16 protein-coding genes are annotated in these 15,803 nt (G+C 65.6%); 9 read left to right on the top strand and 7 right to left on the bottom strand.

What is annotated here, in order from left to right; genetic code table 11:
* Positions 1-160 precede the first annotated feature (160 nt).
* The 3 genes from ACFY5D_RS06990 to ACFY5D_RS06980 are packed head-to-tail and all read right to left on the bottom strand — an operon-like array spanning position 161 to position 5,429.
* The gene (locus ACFY5D_RS06990) at positions 161-2,557 is read right to left on the bottom strand and encodes a GNAT family N-acetyltransferase (protein ID WP_387526877.1); all 2,397 of its coding nucleotides are present in this window, start codon (positions 2,555-2,557) and stop codon (positions 161-163) included.
* Positions 2,554-3,909 carry a lysine N(6)-hydroxylase/L-ornithine N(5)-oxygenase family protein gene (locus ACFY5D_RS06985; RefSeq protein WP_387526874.1) on the bottom strand — a complete coding sequence of 452 codons (1,356 nt, stop codon included), beginning with the start codon at positions 3,907-3,909 and terminating at the stop codon, positions 2,554-2,556. The genes ACFY5D_RS06990 and ACFY5D_RS06985 overlap by 4 nt, the downstream gene beginning before the upstream one ends.
* Positions 3,906-5,429: a pyridoxal phosphate-dependent decarboxylase family protein gene (locus ACFY5D_RS06980; RefSeq protein ID WP_387526871.1), complete on the bottom strand. Its 1,524-nt coding sequence runs from the start codon at positions 5,427-5,429 to the stop codon at positions 3,906-3,908. The genes ACFY5D_RS06985 and ACFY5D_RS06980 overlap by 4 nt, the downstream gene beginning before the upstream one ends.
* Before the next feature lie 356 nt (positions 5,430-5,785).
* Between ACFY5D_RS06980 and ACFY5D_RS06975 the strand changes: the two genes are divergently transcribed.
* The 3 genes from ACFY5D_RS06975 to ACFY5D_RS06965 all read left to right on the top strand — a co-directional run bounded on the left by ACFY5D_RS06975 (position 5,786) and on the right by ACFY5D_RS06965 (position 7,577).
* Positions 5,786-6,142: an antibiotic biosynthesis monooxygenase family protein gene (locus tag ACFY5D_RS06975; RefSeq protein WP_387526868.1), complete on the top strand. Its 357-nt coding sequence runs from the start codon at positions 5,786-5,788 to the stop codon at positions 6,140-6,142.
* 14 nt (positions 6,143-6,156) lie between these two features.
* Positions 6,157-6,852, top strand: a complete 696-nt coding sequence (locus ACFY5D_RS06970) for a tyrosine-protein phosphatase (protein WP_387526865.1) — start codon at positions 6,157-6,159, stop codon at positions 6,850-6,852.
* A 77-nt stretch (positions 6,853-6,929) separates the two neighbouring features.
* Positions 6,930-7,577 carry a GNAT family N-acetyltransferase gene (locus ACFY5D_RS06965; protein WP_387526862.1) on the top strand — a complete coding sequence of 216 codons (648 nt, stop codon included), beginning with the start codon at positions 6,930-6,932 and terminating at the stop codon, positions 7,575-7,577.
* 33 nt (positions 7,578-7,610) lie between these two features.
* On the opposite strand, the gene ACFY5D_RS06960 is transcribed toward ACFY5D_RS06965, so the two are convergent.
* A complete protein-coding gene (locus ACFY5D_RS06960; protein ID WP_387526860.1) occupies positions 7,611-7,994 on the bottom strand; it encodes a hypothetical protein in 384 nt (127 codons plus the stop codon).
* A 324-nt stretch (positions 7,995-8,318) separates the two neighbouring features.
* On the opposite strand from ACFY5D_RS06960, the gene ACFY5D_RS06955 reads away from it, so the two are divergent.
* Both ACFY5D_RS06955 and ACFY5D_RS06950 read left to right on the top strand, forming a co-directional pair.
* Positions 8,319-9,344 (top strand): NAD-dependent epimerase/dehydratase family protein, encoded by a 1,026-nt coding sequence (locus ACFY5D_RS06955; protein WP_387526857.1) that lies wholly within the window; start codon positions 8,319-8,321, stop codon positions 9,342-9,344.
* Positions 9,345-9,555: 211 nt separating this feature from the next.
* Complete coding sequence (locus ACFY5D_RS06950) at positions 9,556-11,244, top strand: ATP-binding cassette domain-containing protein (protein WP_387526854.1); 1,689 nt, start codon at positions 9,556-9,558, stop codon at positions 11,242-11,244.
* Here ACFY5D_RS06950 and ACFY5D_RS06945 read toward each other — a convergent pair.
* Together ACFY5D_RS06945 and ACFY5D_RS06940 are read right to left on the bottom strand one after the other, a co-directional pair.
* On the bottom strand, positions 11,201-11,629 hold the full coding sequence (locus ACFY5D_RS06945) for a hypothetical protein (RefSeq protein ID WP_387526851.1): 429 nt from the start codon (positions 11,627-11,629) through the stop codon (positions 11,201-11,203). The two genes, ACFY5D_RS06950 and ACFY5D_RS06945, sit on opposite strands and share 44 nt — an antisense overlap.
* A gap of 247 nt (positions 11,630-11,876) precedes the next feature.
* A complete protein-coding gene (locus tag ACFY5D_RS06940; protein WP_387526848.1) occupies positions 11,877-12,764 on the bottom strand; it encodes a serine protein kinase RIO in 888 nt (295 codons plus the stop codon).
* Between the two features lie 250 nt (positions 12,765-13,014).
* Here ACFY5D_RS06940 and ACFY5D_RS06935 point away from each other — a divergent pair, with 250 nt between their 5' ends.
* Genes ACFY5D_RS06935 through ACFY5D_RS06920 form a run of 4 tightly spaced genes read left to right on the top strand, consistent with a single transcriptional unit; the run spans position 13,015 to position 15,314 of the window.
* A complete protein-coding gene (locus tag ACFY5D_RS06935) occupies positions 13,015-13,761 on the top strand; it encodes a hypothetical protein (RefSeq protein ID WP_387526846.1) in 747 nt (248 codons plus the stop codon).
* On the top strand, positions 13,761-14,000 hold the full coding sequence (locus tag ACFY5D_RS06930; RefSeq protein WP_387526843.1) for a helix-turn-helix domain-containing protein: 240 nt from the start codon (positions 13,761-13,763) through the stop codon (positions 13,998-14,000). The genes ACFY5D_RS06935 and ACFY5D_RS06930 overlap by 1 nt, the downstream gene beginning before the upstream one ends.
* A gap of 10 nt (positions 14,001-14,010) precedes the next feature.
* Complete coding sequence (locus ACFY5D_RS06925; protein ID WP_387526840.1) at positions 14,011-14,667, top strand: class I SAM-dependent DNA methyltransferase; 657 nt, start codon at positions 14,011-14,013, stop codon at positions 14,665-14,667.
* A 38-nt stretch (positions 14,668-14,705) separates the two neighbouring features.
* Positions 14,706-15,314 carry a hypothetical protein gene (locus ACFY5D_RS06920; protein WP_387526837.1) on the top strand — a complete coding sequence of 203 codons (609 nt, stop codon included), beginning with the start codon at positions 14,706-14,708 and terminating at the stop codon, positions 15,312-15,314.
* A gap of 11 nt (positions 15,315-15,325) precedes the next feature.
* Here the strand turns inward: ACFY5D_RS06920 and ACFY5D_RS06915 are convergent, their stop codons facing one another.
* The gene (locus ACFY5D_RS06915; RefSeq protein ID WP_387526834.1) at positions 15,326-15,766 is read right to left on the bottom strand and encodes a PaaI family thioesterase; all 441 of its coding nucleotides are present in this window, start codon (positions 15,764-15,766) and stop codon (positions 15,326-15,328) included.
* Positions 15,767-15,803 lie beyond the last annotated feature (37 nt).

Below are 15,803 nucleotides of genomic sequence, written 5' to 3'. Positions count from 1 at the left end.
TGCTTTCGAGGTCGAGGTGGACGTGCTTTGGTCAAAAAATCGGTGTCTTGCAGGGCGGATTCCCGCAGCCGGTTGTCGGTGAGCGGCGCCTTCGCCCAGGCCCGCGAAATCGGGCCTGGGCGAAGGCGCTCATGGCTCACCGGGGGAGGTGGGTGGGTCCCTACGCCCGGTGCCCGGCCATCGGGTTGGCCAGCATGCCGGCGTAGATCAGCCCGCCGGACTGGTCGGCCAGGTCCAGCATCTGCTGGTTGTTGCGCAGCTGCAGCCGGTTCAGGCAGGAAAGCTCGAAGTCCGGGGCGAAGAGCTCCAGGGCGTCGAAGGCCTCGGCCTGCTCCGGGTTGCGTTCCCGGTAGGCGAGCAGACGCTGCGCGGCGATCGCCCAGAATTCCTCCTCGTCGCACACGCCCTCGCGGGCCAGCGCGGGGGCCAGGAAGCGCAGGAAGCAGTCGACGACGTCGGTGAAGATCGCCAGCCGGCGCTCGGAATCGGGCGCCGTGATGCGGATCCGCTCGACCGCGGCGGGCAGCTGCTGCCTGTCGCCGAACACCGCGACCTCCTCGGCCAGGTCCTTGTGCAGCACCCGCACCGGCACCGAGTCCTCGAGGACCAGGATGACGTTTTCCCCGTGCGGCATGAACACCAGGTCGTAGCGGCACAGGCAGTGCACCAGCGGCACCAGGTAGGCGTCGAAGTAGCGCGCCAGCCACTCGGCCGGAGCCAACCCCGAGAGCCGGATGTGCGCGGCGGCCAGCGAGGCGCCCGCGGCGTCGATGTGCAGCAGCGAGGCCATGGTGGCCAGCGCCTGGCCGTCCTCGATGCGCGAGGCGGGGGACTCGCGCCAGAGCGCGGCCAGCATCTTGCGTTGCGGCGCGTTCCGGCCCGCGGCGCTGAACAGCGGGCTCGTGTAGCCGACGGCCGCGACCTCGCGCAGCAGCCGGGTCCCGCGGGCCTGCAGCTCGGGGTCGGCATCGAAGACGGAGGTGAGCCACGCGTTGATGGCGGGGGTGCCCTCCATGTAGGAGGCCGAGAGTCCGCGCATGAAGCCCATGTTCAGCACCGAGAGCGCGGTCTTGACGTAGTGGCGCTCCGGGTGGCTGCGGTTGAAGAAGGTGCGGATCGACTGCTGCGGCTGGTACAGGTCGGCCCCCGACCCAAGGTGCACCAGGTGGCCCGTGGCCACGTCGGGCGCGAAGCTGACGGCCAGCTTGTTGTCCCACTGCCACGGGTGCACCGGGATGAACACGAAATCCTCAGGATCAAGCCCGCTGGCGGCGCAGGCCTCCGCGAGCCGGGCGTTCAGCAGTCCCAGTTGTTCCCCGCCGAGTTCCTCGCGCAGCAGTCCCGCGGCGTCGATCCCGTACAGGGCCGTGAAGCGGGCCCGGGAGCCGTGGGCGGCGATCCACTGGAGTTCGATCGCGGACCCGGTCTCGGGTGCGTAGTCCAGATAGTCCTCGGCACCCAGGCCCAGCCGCCCGTTGTTGGCCACGAAGCACGGGTGCCCCTCGGTCATCGCCGCCTCGGTGCGCTGGAAGTCCGCGACCGCGTCCCCGGTCCCCGCCGCAAGTTCCGCGGAGCTGGCGGTGGAGTGTAGCTGCTTGTAGCAGTGCCCGGCCAGGGTGCTGCCGATTTCCTCCAGGTACACGGGCAGCTGGGCCTCGGACAGGCCGAGTTCCTCCCGGAACGCCAGCACGAAGCCCGCGGCATCGGGCGCGACCGGTTCCCCTGCGCGGGTCGCGGCCAACGAGGCGGGGTCCACCACCCAGTGCTCCAGCCGGTGCACGGTGGCGGCGAATCGGTACTCGAGATCCCCGATGGACAACAACCATTGCCCGGCCGCCGGCACCGGGGCCAGCAGTCGCTCGTGGGTGAACTCGGCGATGGCCTTGGCCAGCACGTGGCGGTTGGCGGTGGCCCAGCGGGCGGGGGACAGGTGCGCGGTGGCGGTGGAGGGCCCGCGCGTGGCGGCGGCGAAGTCGGCGCGGGTGCAGAAGGACAGCAGCGCGGTCTTGGCCGGGGTGTCAGGGCCGGCCGGCAGCTCGATGCGCCCGGCCGGGCGGAAGCCGAGCCGCGAGTTCAGCGAGTGGATGGCGGTGTTGCCGGCGTCCGGTTCCACGACGATGCGCAGCACCGCCGGGTCGGCGAAGAGGTGGGCGAGCGCCGCCTCCATGGCCGCGGCGCTGAACCCGGGCTGCGCCGGGCCGGTCCCGGGGCCGGCAAGCAGCAGGTGCAGGCCGGCGTCCCCGTGCCGGTGCGCGTAGGCGCCGGCGAGCACCGAGTGCTCGGGTGCGTAGTGCTCAAGCAGCATCACGGCCTCCGGCGCCCGGCCGGGAGCCGTTGCGGGCAGCAGGCCCAGAAGCACATGGTGGTGCGGGTCCGCGTCGAGTGCTGCGTACGCGTCGCGGACCTGCTCCAGTGAGGTGCCGTTCATGCCCCAGTAGCGGGCGCGCTCGGTGTTCACCCAGCCGTGCAGCAGTCCGGAGTCCGCGGCCGGGTCGAAGCGGCGGAAGGAAATGTCGGTGGCGGCGGGTGCGATGGCCGGCTCGAAGGTGGTGATCATGCGTGGGCTCCTTCGGGGTGGAGGTCGAGGTCGGGGGAGTGGGCGGGACGGGTTCCGGCCGCGGGGCTGCCGAAGTGCTGGAAGCCGATGCGGGTTTCCACCCGGTAGTGGGCCCGGCCGAGCAGCCGGTTGATGATCACCGAGTTGCGGTAGGCGCCCATGCCGAGGTCGGGGGCGGTGAACCCGTGGGTGTGCAATTCCGCGTTCTGCACCAGCACGTCGCCCTCCAGGGCGATCGCGTAATCCCGGTCCACGTCCAGCCGGCCGTCGGGCAGCCGGTTGAGGCGGTGTTCGATGCCGGCCAGGAAGTCCGGTTCCCGGTAGCCGTATCCGGTGGCCAGCACCAGGGTGTCGGCGTGCGTGGTGAACCCGCCGCCGTCGTCCTGGTTTCGCAGCCCCAGGCTCAGGGAGTCGTTGCAGGTCTCGACGGATTCCAGCGCCGTGGCGGCGCGCAGCGTGACGGGTGCCTGCCCGGCCACCGACCGCCGGTAGAGCAGCTCGTGGATTTCGTCGATCAGGTCGGCGTTGATCCCCTTGTAGAGCCCCTTCTGGCTGGCCGAGAGCCGGTCGCGGGTGCCCTGCGGCAGCCCGTGGAAGTGGTCGATGTACTCGGGGCTGGTCATCTCGAGGGTCAGCTTGGTGTACTCCAGCGGGAAGAAACGCGCGGAGCGGGTGACCCATTCCAGCTGCCCGTCGGCCGGAAGCCTGCCCAGCAGGTCGGCGAAGATCTCCGCGGCGCTTTGTCCGCTGCCGACCACCGCGATGCGGCCGGACGCGGAGATCCGCTCGCTGGCCTCGCGGTAGCCGCTGCTGTGCACCACCTGGCCGGCGGCCAACAGGTGCTGCGGGACGGATGCGGGCACGTAGGGCACGGTGCCGGTGCCCAGCACCAGCTTCCGGGTGCGGACCGTGTGTGCACCCTCGGCGGTGTGAACGTCGAGCTCGTAGATTCCGTCCGCGTGCCGTGCTGCGGCGACGTGGTGCCCGAACCGGACCGAGGGCAGCTTGGCAGCGGCCCAGCGCAGGTAGTTGTTGTATTCCTCGCGCAGCGGGTAGAAGTTCTCCCTGATGTAGAACGGGTAGATGCGCCCGGTTTCCTTCAGGTGGTTCAGGAACGACAGCGGGTTGGTCGGATCGGCCATGGTGACCAGGTCGGCCATGAAGGGGACCTGCAGGTGGGCGCCGTCCAGCATCATGCCCGGGTGCCAGGCCAGCTCGTCGGCGCTCTCCAGCACCAGGACCTTGAGGTCCTTCACGGAGCTGGCCAGCGCCGCGAAGCCCAGGTTGAAGGGTCCGGCGCCGATGCCCACGGCGTCCCAGACCGGTTCGTGGTTCAGGTTCTTGATGCTCATGCTGACACCTCGCTTGCTGCGCGCTCGCCGGAGAGGCGGCGGCCGTGGGCGACGACGGCGTCCAGGATTTCGGCCACGTCCTGCGGCGTGGTTTGCGGGTTCAGGAGGGTCAGTTTCAGGTGGCGCACCTCGTCGACGGTGGTGGCGGCGACCATGGCCTCGCCGGAGTCGTACAGGGCCTTGCGGATCGCGTTGGCCAGCGAATCCCCCTCCCCGTCCGGTCCGGCAGCGACGTAGCGGAAGACCACGGTGCTTAGCTGCACCGGCGCGGCGAGCTCGAGTTCGGGATGCCCCTCGACCATGTCACCGGCCCGGGCGGCCAGCTCCATCACGGAATCGAACATTTCCCCGATGGCCTGCCCGCCGATGGAGCGCAGCGTCACCCAGAGCTTCAGCGCGTCGAAGCGGCGCGTGGTGGCCAGCGACTTGTCGACCTGGTTGGGCACGCGGCCGGCCTCGGCCGCCGGGTTCAGGTATTCGGCGTGGTGCGAGACCAGGCCCAGGGTTGCCTTGTCGCGGACCAGGATGGCGCTGGAGCCGATGGGCTGGAAGAAGGACTTGTGGAAGTCGACGGTCACCGAGTTGGCGCGCTCGATTCCGGCGAGCATCCCGCGGTGCCGCGGTGAGGCGAGCAGCCCGCCGCCGTAGGCGGCATCGACGTGGAACCAGGCGCCGTATTCGGCTGCCAGCGCCCCAAGAGCCGGCAGTGGGTCGATGGCGCCGAAGTCGGTGGTGCCCGCGGTGGCGACGATCGCCAGGGCGCGCAGCCCGGCGGCCCTGTCGGCCTCAAGGGCGCGCTCCAGTGCGGCCGCGTCCATCCGGTGCATGGAGTCGACGGGGATTGCCACCACTGCGTCGGCCCCCATGCCGAGCAACGAGGCGGAGGTGGAGATGCTGAAGTGGCTGTCGGCCGAGGAGTAGATGCGCAATCCGGCCAGGCGCTCGGGCAGGCTGCCAGGCGTTCCGGCGACAGCGGAGTTGCGGGCCAGCAGCATGGCCTGCATGTTGGAGGCCGTCCCGCCGCTGGTGAAGACGCCGTCGGCCTCCGGGCCGAGGTCCGCCAGATCGGCGGCCCAGTCGATGAGCCGTTGTTCGATGAGCGTGGCACCGGCGCTCTGGTCCCAGGTGTCCATCGAGGTGTTGACGGTGGTGACGAGCGCCTCGGCGACAACGGCGGGCACCGCCACGGGGCAGTTCAGGTGCGCGGCGTAGCGCGGATGGTGGAAGTAGACGGCATCGCGGAGGTACAGTTCCGTCGCTTCCTCGAGGGCTGCGTCGGTGCTGCCCAGCGGGGTGCGCAGGTCCACGGCGTCGAGCCGGGCCCGCAACGCTGCGGGGCCGGGGCCCGTGGTGGGACCGGTGGCCCCGGAGATCGAGCGCGCGGCCATGCGTGCGGCAGCACCGAATTCTTCGGCCATGCGCTCTGCTGATTCGGCGCCGAGCAGATGCCTTGCCGCGGCGTCATCGGCGGCGTAAGCGGGGGAGGGCAGGGTTTGCGCCAGGGGACGTTGGGGCGTCATGGGGCTCCTTCAATGTTGGGAAAAACCACAAGCCGACAAGCAAAGGTTATGCTTACCTAACTAGTGCGGAGACATTAAGCGCACGACCATGGCCCGTAATGCAAATTAAGTTAAACAAACAACCAAATAGATCCATGTCGGAAGGGTGTATGCATCCGTCCGGATGGCGCGTACCCGCAAGGTCGACCGTGGGCCCGAACAAGCGCGTCACAATTCGCAAGACTGCGGTCCCGCCTATGGTTTCTTCATCTTGTACGTCGCCACGGCAATGCACTTGCAGATCCCGGGAGGGGCATGGGTACGGTGGGAGGGAGAACGCGGAGCCATCGGGCGCCGATCGCCACCCGAAGAAGGGCATGAACATGTACATCGTCACCAACCGGATCGACGTTCCGGCAGAACGCGCCGAGGCATTCGAGGAACGCTTCATCGGCAACATGCGCAACAATCTGCCGAAGGTTGAAGGGCTGACCCGCGCCACCCTCGACCGCCCGGTGGATGAAAACACCCCGTACAAGGTGACGATGGAGTTCGAGGCCGAATCCGACTTCGAGGCATGGAAAAACTCGGAGGCCTTCCGCGCCTCACACACGCGTCCCGCCGCAGCTGCGGATGCCGCTCCCGCCGAAAAGCCCCAGACCGAGGACGTGCGTTCGGTGACGGGAATCGAGCACCACATCCGCGTGGAGACCTACCAAGCAGACCAGGCCTAGGACGGCGGTTCGGCTTGTTGGACTCCAGCGGGCAGCCGCATTGGGAGGGTGCCGTCAACGCACGCCACGTGCTGGGGCGGATCTATCGGATGGGCCGCAGCGAATGGCTGACCACTGCGGGGTGGGAACAGGCCTACGCCGACGGCGTGCGCACGGTCATCGACCTGCGCAACCCCACCGAACGGACCCGCCGCCCCACCGATCCCGCGATCGATGAGGCGGTGCGGGCCGGGATTTCCATCATCAACGCGCCGACCGAGGAACCGGGCCACCCGGAATTTGAACAGGTCGCAATCCCGTACATGAACCACCCGCGGCTGTACCCGGCGAACGTGGAGTGCTTCCCTGACAGGATTGCCGAAGTCTTCCGCCGGATAGCGGCCGCGGAGGGCAACATCGTCTTGCATTGCTCGGCGGGCAGGGATCGCACGGGGCTGGTGGTTTCGATGCTGCTGCAGCTGGCGGGACGCCAGGACCTGCTGGAATCCCAGTATGAGGCGGCGTTGCGCGGGATCAACGAATGGCACAAGGTCAGCCCGGTCAAGCACCCCTACGAGTCGCACATCGGCGAGCAGGAGCTCGTCGAGCACCTGGCCGAACGTGTCGCGGCGCTGGACGAATTCGTGGGTTCCATGGATGTCGAGGCGTTCCTGCTGGCGCATGGGCTGAGCCAAGCGGAGATCGATACCATCTCCGGGAAGCTGACCTAGCGAAGGAAACTGGGTTCCCGGCACGTCTCAGGGTGTCATCGAAAAAACATGGCCTCACAAGGCCTTAGGCTGAAAACATGACGTTGATTGAGCCTGTCACCCTGCGGGGGAGCCTTGTCACCCTCGAGCCGCTGACCCATGAACACCACGACGAACTTGTCGAGGCGGTTCGCGACGGCGAGGTGTGGAACCTTTGGTACACGGTGGTGCCCACACCGGAGAAGATGCGAGCGGAAATCGGACGCCGGCTGGCGGAGCAGACGGCGGGCACCATGCTGCCGTTCGTGAGCCGGCGGAATTCCGATGGCCTGGTCCTGGGCATGACCACCTACATGGCCATCGACGCATCCCTGCCGCGGGTCGAGATCGGCTCCACCTGGAACCGGGCCTCCGCCAGCGGAACCGGGAGCAACGTGGATGCAAAGCTGCTGCTGCTCACCCACGCCTTTGAGGTGCTCGGTTGCCCAGCAGTGGAGTTCAGGACGCACTGGATGAACGCCCAATCCAGGGCAGCCATCGAGCGGCTGGGTGCAAAGCTCGACGGGGTGCTGCGCTCGCACACGCGCATGGCCAACGGGTCGCTGCGGGACACCTGCGTGTATTCGATCATCGCGTCGGAATGGTCCCAGGTTCGTTCGGGGCTCGAACACCGGCTGGCCAAGCACCAGCGAGCAGCGGTGCACCTAGCCCCGGGTTCCGTGGCACCTCACGACCAGCAAGCGTAGTCAGGCACCCGTTGCCAGGCGGTCGCCCACCCGTCAGCTCGGAGGAAGATCCGTGGTCTCGAAGGCCACGACAGAAAGCTCCACTGGCACCGGGACGGTCGCGGCAACGCGTATGTACGAGGGCTTGGGCCATTCCTTGGCGCCAAAAGTTACCCCGAAAAAACCCTCCGCCGAGCAGTCGCCGTGGCCGCTGCCCACCTGTCGCCCGACCTTGTCGTAGACCTCGAATGTGACGTTGGTGGGCTTCGGGCACAAGACGCTGATGCTCAGGGTGTCGCCCTCAATGGTTTCGGGGAATGCCGCGTAGTGCTCGCCGGAAACAGTGTCAGCGATCAGGATCTTTTCCGACCCCGGCACGGCGTTGTCGAGGGGGCGTTTGCCGGCACTGAGCAAGCGGGCGGCAGACCCCTTGGACATCGCGTCGATTCTTTCTCCCAAGCCTGCCGTCGAGTACGGTTCCAAGTCCGGGAGATCCGCCGTTGGAGATGCCGAAACCGCGTGAGTCTGGGTAGCTGCGCTGGTCGTGGACGCCGGCGGCTCCAACTCGACGCAGCCGCTCACGGCAAGAACAAGCCCGAGGGAACCAGCAAGTGTTACGATAGTCCGCTTCATGGCCCGAGCCTACAGGCGAAACGCTGCATGTCAACGAGTGTTTACCGATCGAATAGCGCCTCTGGTCGCCGGCTTGGCCGAAAGCGAAAAGGCCTTGAACGAAGGTGTCGCAGCGTGTGGGCTCAAGAGATGAAGAAAATCCTCATACTCGGTGGCACCGCTTGGCTTGGCCGGACACTCTGCGAACAGGCGCTGGCTCGCGGCCACGAAGTCCATGCGCTGGCCCGGGGCAGCCACGAATTCGCGGCAGGTGTCCAGCCCATCGTCGCCGATCGCAGCCTTCCGGGCCCGTATGAGGCTGCCAGCGCGCATCATTGGGACCTGGTGGTCGAGCTGACCCGTGATCCTGCCCAAGCGCGTGGCGCCCTCGAAGCGCTGTCGGAGAGAGCCGAGCACTGGGTCAACGTGTCTTCCTGCTCGGCGTATGCCGACCAATCCACGCCGGGTGCGGACGAAGACAATGATGTGCTGGAACCGCTGCCTCCAGAAACCCCTGAAGCCGACTATGACTACGGCCGCGCCAAGTCCTATGGCGAGTACATCACCATGGAAGCCCGCGGTGGCCGGGCGCTGGTGGTTCGCTCGGGCCTGATCGGGGGTCCCGGGGACCCAAGCGGGCGAAGCACCTATTGGCCACTGCGGTTTTCCGAGGAGCGACGCCCGGTGCTGGTGCCGAACGACCCGAGGAACGAGCTCAGTGTGCAGATCATCGATGTCCGGGACCTCGCTGCGTTCATCCTCGCCGCGGGTCTTGCCGGACTGCACGGCCAGGTCAACGCGGTGGGCGAACAAACGTCGCTTCACGATGCACTGCGGATGGCCCAGGCCGCGGGTGAGGGAGACCGGCCGTCGCCGAGCGGCATGGAGCCTGGCGTTTCTTCCGTTCCCTACGACCTCACCCGTCTTGAGGCGGATGATGTCAACGTCTGGGCGGGTCCCAGATCGCTTCCGCTGGTGCCTCCGCCCGGGCCGGAACATGCTGGTTTCGCCCGGCGGTCCGACGCACGCTCGTTGGCCATGGGGTTGCAGCGCAGAGGACTGGAGGAAACCTTCGTCGACATCGTCAGGGCCACGCCCGCCGGCGCCGTGGCTTCGCTGAATTCAGGACTCAGCCCGGACGAGGAGGCTGCCCTGATCGCCGTTTCATCGGGGTGAAGCCCCCGCACGGCCGCCCATGGGCGTTTGACAGCCGCTGGCGCGAAGCGTCAGGATGGGAGAGTCCCATTGTCGACGTGAGGATCACGACGTGTTGCCAGTTCTTGCCTTCGCCTAATCGCGCCAAGGAACGCATGCCCCGTACCAACCAGCAGGTTGTTGGCGGCATGCAGTTGTTTCGGCGCTTCCTTCGTCGAATCGAGAACACCCCATGCAAAACGCCCATCCCATTGTCCTGGACCGCCTCACCTTTTCCTGGCCCTCCGGCGGCAAAGTCTTCGAAGGCCTGTCCACGACCTTTTCCCGGGGGACCACCGGGCTCATCGGCCCCAACGGCTCGGGTAAGTCAACACTTCTGCGCTTGATCGCCGGTGAACTGAACCCGACGGCCGGAAGCATCCTTGCCTCGTCGCCGCCGAGCTACCTGGCCCAAAACGTCGTGCTCCATACCGGCCGGACCGTCGCCGAACTCATGGGCATCGAGGAAACGCTGGCCGCACTGGAGCGGGTGCTTGCCGCAACGTCGACAGACCTCGAACGCGACATGGAGGTCATCGGCGATGCCTGGGACCTGCCAGAACTCAGTGCCGCACTCTTACAGGGTTACCTGAACACCAATGTCGATCCGGGGTTCCTGAAGCGTGCCGTTGCCACGTTGTCGGGTGGCGAAACCATGGCGGTGGCGCTCGCCGGAATCGAACTGCGCGGCAGCGGAATCATGCTGCTCGACGAGCCAACCAACAACCTGGACAGGACCGCGCGCCACAGGCTCTACGGCGTGTTGGAACGCTCGCCCGGGACGGTGCTGGTGACGACGCACGACCAGACCCTGCTGCGCCTCGTCGGTTCGTTGGCAGAGCTCCGTCCTGTAAACGTGCGCGCCCTCAGGGCCGAGAAAGTGGACTTGGTTCGTTTCGGGGACTGGCAATCACGCGAGGAAAGCCTGGGGCACGATCTCGAGGGCGCCCAGCGTAGACTCAGCGATGCCCGTCGCAAACTGGCCATCGAAAAGCGCCAACGGCGTGAGGCCGAGACGAAAATCGCCAGGCGCTCCAAGCAAGGGCAGAAAGCGGCCGGGTCGATGCCGAAGATCCTGGCAAACTCCCTGAAGAACAAGGCCGAACAGACCGCTGCCAGGAGCCGGGGGATCATGAAGGACAGCGAAGCCTCGGCCGCCGCGGAGTTCAACGCCGCCAGGGACGCCCTTCCCGTGGAGTTCCGCATCGGCATCGACCTGCCCGAAACCCGGGTTCCCGCCGGGCGCACCGTCGTGGAAATGCCGGTCGCAGAGATCGGCCGCGGGACGCTCCTTGAGGATGGCGAGCAATTTGCCGGCGACGGGGTGGTCCATCTGCGCGGTCCCGAACGCATCGCATTGACGGGCGGAAACGGGGTGGGGAAATCCACGATGCTCGGCCAGCTGGCGGCCCGGGCCGATGTGCCGGTGGGGTTCCTGCGGCAGCGTTTAGATGCCGGAGAAGCCGACAGCTGGGTTGGACTCAACGAGGACCTGAGCATGCTGGAGAATCTCCGCAACGCGGCCCCCAGGGTGGCGCCGGAAGCCCTGCGAGACCAATTGGCGGCGTTTCATTTTCGCGGAAACAGGGTGGATGAACCCGTGTCCAGGCTTTCCGGCGGTGAAAGGTTCCGGGTGGCGTTGGCCCAGATTCTTTTGGCAAGTCCCGCTCCGCAGCTTCTCTTGCTGGATGAACCGACCAACAACCTGGACATGCCCACCGTGGAGCAGCTGCTCTCGGCGCTCGAAGCCTTTGGAGGTGCCATGATTGTGGCCAGCCACGACGAGGATTTCCTCGACGCGCTGGCCACGGATCGTGAATGGGAAATGCAGCGGCAGGCTATGCTGCCGGATACGCCACATGGCGTCGAACACGGATACTGACCTCGGCGTGCGCCATGGAATATGCCGCAACCTCGGCAAGTGCGAGAACGGCAAAGGCGTTGATGCCGTGCAACATTCCGAGCCAGGGCGCGCCGAACGCCGCAAACGCCAGGGCAATCTGGAGCGCCACGGCCAGCAACGTCAGCAACGCCCATTTCAGTCCGGCATGGGCGAACAATGCGATGGCAACCAGCGCAATTGCCAGCACCGGGACCACGTACATCCCGATGTTCCCGTGCAGGATCGCCGCGAACGGGGGACCGGCAGGCATGATTCCCCGCTGGAGCAATGCGATCGCCTCGAACATGGACCAAGCCACGACCGCCGCCTGAACGACAACAGCCAGGGAAATGAGGTGAGCAACGATTTTGTATGCGGTACGCATGCGTACGTCCTTCCCGAAAATTGCTCAAGGAACTGCAAGGGTAACGGCCAACGAGTGGCCACGGGGCCGCGCGCGAATCGGAGGGGGCGAGTATGCGAGTGTTGGAAGTGCGGCCCGGCGCATTTGGATGGGCATACTCTAGACCTGTCCGCACGCCAAGACCAGCCCCGGAGGCCCTCCAATCAGGGGTTGATGCGGCCCGGCCCGGAGTAGCGGTGTTTGATCAGGGCCGGGCCGCATTCGTTTCCTACCAGGCGGCAGCGATGAGCTCGGCAAGCAGTTCCTCGCCGTCGACCGCCAACCCCCGCGCAACAAACCAGTTGCACATGTTCCGGCAATCGCGCTGCAGCAGATCGATTCCTTGCTCGTTGCCGGACAAGTCCACGAACTGCGGAAGGTCGATGATCACCAGCCGGTCCCCGGCCGCGAGCACGTTGTAGGGCGACAGGTCGCCGTGGGCGAATCCCAGCGAGGCAAAGACCGTCATGGCGTGCACGAGCTGGTCCCAATAGCCTTGCAGGCGTTCGGGACCGGGCTGGACCTGCTGCAGTCGTGGGGCGGCTGCGCCGGGTGATTCGGGGTCCTCGATGAATTCCATCAGGATTTCAGTGTCCATGATCTGGATCGGATAGGGCACGGGTGCCCCGGCCTCAAAGCACAGCCGAAGGTACTGCCATTCCGAGTTCGCCCAACGGGACGCCTCGACGAGTTTGCCGTAGCTGCTGCCGTTTTTCAGTGCACGTGCATCGCGCGAGCGCCGAACGCTGCGCCCCTCCGTGTAGGTGGACGAGCGATTGAACATCCGTTGGTCGGGAGACCTGTAGCGCTTGGCCGCCAGCAGCGCGCTTTGGGAATCGGTGGCGCGTTCAATGAGGAACACGTCGGCCTCTTTGCCGGTCTTGAGGACGCCGAGTTCGGTGTCGATCGCCGCGGCGTCCTCGATGACAAACTCCGGGTAGGGCTTGGGTCCGCGCATGAGCTTCTCGGTGGATGGCCACGTGGACCACCTCTGGTTACCTGTCAGCTGGTCGTCAAGGACGTTCCAGTCTTCGCTTCGGTCGGTTCGTGCCGAACGTGAGCGAGAAATTGTCGATTCAAAGGATTCCAGAAAGTTGGTTTCCGGGTAATTTTTCATGGGGGTAGTAACTTCCGAGGGAAGGGATATCTGTCGCTTGGGTGTTCATTGGGACACTCATTGGGTTCCCTCCTTCGTAGTTGCGGTCGGTGTTGGGTTCAACAGAAACACGAATGATTGGCTATTGTCAATCACTCGAACCGGAAAAGCCGCGCCGTGGCAACGTTGCGAAACATAACGATAAACATTATGTTGAGGTCAGTGCCCTCAACTCGAGCGGCTCTGCAACGTGGAAAACGGAGGCCTCGCCATGGCGGGAATTATTGTGCCGATCGCCCTGCTGCTTATGGCCATCCTGGCGGCATTGCTGGCAGCGCCCCTCTTTGACAAGAAAGCGAAGGACGCGGAAGTCCGTCTGACTCGGGGCATCGCCGTGGCCTACGTAGTCATCGCGGGTGCATCGACGATCTATGGGTTCGCGGAGACGCTCATGGCGCAGAGCCTGCAGGTCAAGATGCCCGTTGAGGAATTCTGGCCAACGCTTCCGCCGGGCGCCAGCGTACAGGGAGCCACCGCCCAAGTGGTGTCGGGAGGTTTCACCCAGGCCCTCGTGGAAGTCCAGGGTCTGGCGACCGGTACTCGGTGGCTGCTGGGGACCACTACCTTGCTGCAGGGGATCGCGGCGATCTTCGTGGGTGCGGCCGTCATTAGCATGTGCAACGGATACATCGGCAAGACGACGTTCCGCCCGGTGCTGGTCAAGTGGTTCACCGTCACCGCTGCGGTGATAATGGTGTGCGGCCTGGGATGGCAGATTACCGAATCCGTCGCCGGCATGCAGGCTTCGGCGCAAGTCCTGGGATTCGACGGCTCCACATGGAAAGCTGACGTGACTGAGCGGGAGGACCTGCACGAGATTGTCGGCATTCCCAAGGCCGTCTATCTCGAGATCAACCTGAACTTCTGGCCACTCTGGGCAGGGCTTGGTTTGTTCTCCACCGCGCAGATCTTCAAGCGCGGGCTTCAGATGCAAAAAGACACGGCCGGCCTGATCTAGTGGGTCTCGAGGATTCTGAGGAGCCCACGGAGATCCAATGCCACCTGGGTGCCTTGCTCGACGAGCGATCCATGACTCTGGTGGAACTGAGCGAGAAGGTGAACATCAGCGTGGTGAACCTTTCCGTCCTGAAGAACAACCATGCAAAGGCCATGCGGTTCTCAACGCTTCAGGCAATCTGCAAGGCGCTGGACTGCGAGGTCGGGGAGCTTCTGAGCTACGTTCCCCGCCTGCCCTAGGATCGATCCCATGGACACGACGGATTGGAAGGTCGAGACGCAAGCGGCGTATGACCTTGTGGCTCAAAGCTACGCGCGACTGCTTCGAAACGAGCTTGAGGAGAACCCTTGGGACCGGGCAATTCTCACGGCGTTTGCCGAGCTCGTTGGCCCCCGTGCAGCCCCGGTCGCCGACCTCGGCTGCGGCACCGGCAGGATCGCAAGATTCTTGTGCGAGCGCGGGTTGGACATCCATGGGGTGGACCTGTCGCCGGGAATGATCGAGATCGCCCGCCATGAGAACCCGGAGCTCCGCTTCGACGTCGGTTCGCTCGACGAACTCGATCTGGGCGATGCCTCGTGCTCAGGCGTGGTGGCCTGGTACTCGATCATCCATGCGCCGGCGGACATGCTGCCGAAGATATTTGCCGAAATGCACCGGGTACTGAAGCCCGGGGGATATATGTTGCTGGCATTCCAGTCCGGGAACGAGAGCGTGAGAGTCTCGCGGGCGTACGGCCACGAAGTTTCGTTCACGGCCCATCGGCTGGATGCCGAGTACATCACCACGCAGCTCGAGACTGCCGGCTTTGCCATGCATTCCAGTGCGCTGAGGCAGCCAGGACCCATGGAATCGACCCCGCAGGCCTATCTGATGGCGCGCAAAGAAGAGCCGCAGGACGTGTAAAGACGCTTGTGGGATCCGGTTTGACGTAGGATCTGCGGATGGGCAAAACACGTCGGCAAAAAACCGTTCTCATCCTGGCGCTCTGCGCCGTGGTGGCCGGAGCCGTTTGGGTCTCTAGCGCCGCGGCGGCCAGATCCAAGGTGGAGGTCCTCATCGGGCCCGATGCGATCAGCTGTGAGGATCCCGCGGATGTAGCCGTTTTTGAGCAGGAATTTGGCGACAGGGACGAAATTACTTATCCGGTGCCGGCCGTGAAGCTCAACAAGGGCCTTGAATGCACCTTTTCCTTCATCGTCAACAACACCGGTGACACCGAGGTGTCGCTGAGGGCTCTTCGGATCACCGGCATGGGACCCAACGGTGCCGGGGCGCACATGCCCCGGCTGACCAACAATTCCATCGAGCGCATCACCAGTGAAAGCGGTGACGCCAACTTCATGCTGGACGAGTCGCTCGGCGGGCGTGATTCCGTGCGGATCTCCGCGGTGGTTGAACCTATTCCGGGATGCTTGGGCGTCGGCGGCGCAACGATTTTCGACCGGACCCCCACCGTGACGCTTTCGGCGTACGGGATCAGGGGAACCGTTTCACCGCAGGGGCCCGCGTTTGCCTTGGTGGGCACGGCGGATCCAAGCTGCGACGAGTAGGCGGGGGATCCCTACTTCTTAACGTCGATGATCAGGTTGGTGATGCGCATGGTGCACAGGCGCTGGCCGGCCTCGTTCTCGATGACGACCTGGTGGCTGGCCATGCGGCGGCCCAGGCTGATCGGGGTCGCGGTGATGGTGATGATTCCCTCTCGGGCGCCCTTGTGGTGGGTTGCCGAAACGTCCACACCCACCGCTGACTTGCCCATGGTGGAGGCGTGCTTGACCGCGGCCCAGGAACCGACGGCCTCGCCGACGGCCAGCGAGGCGCCGCCGTGCAGCAGGCCGAACGACTGCCGGTTTCCCTCCACGGGCATGGTCGCTACGACCTTGTCCACCGACTCCTCGACGATCTTGACGCCCATCTTCTCGTCGAGCTCACCCAGGGCGATCTGCCAGACGCCGTCCTTCGAGGTTTCCGGGGTCGGGGCTGTCGGGCGTTGTTCGCTCATTGTGGGGATCTCCTGAATTTCATGTCATCTGGGCACC

Origin of the sequence: Paeniglutamicibacter sp. NPDC012692 (genome assembly GCF_042901625.1) — a bacterium.
In the GTDB taxonomy this organism is placed as follows: Bacteria; Actinomycetota; Actinomycetes; order Actinomycetales; family Micrococcaceae; genus Paeniglutamicibacter.
The sequence above is the reverse complement of the archived record's forward strand: the minus strand, read 5'-3'. Positions and strand labels throughout refer to the sequence as shown.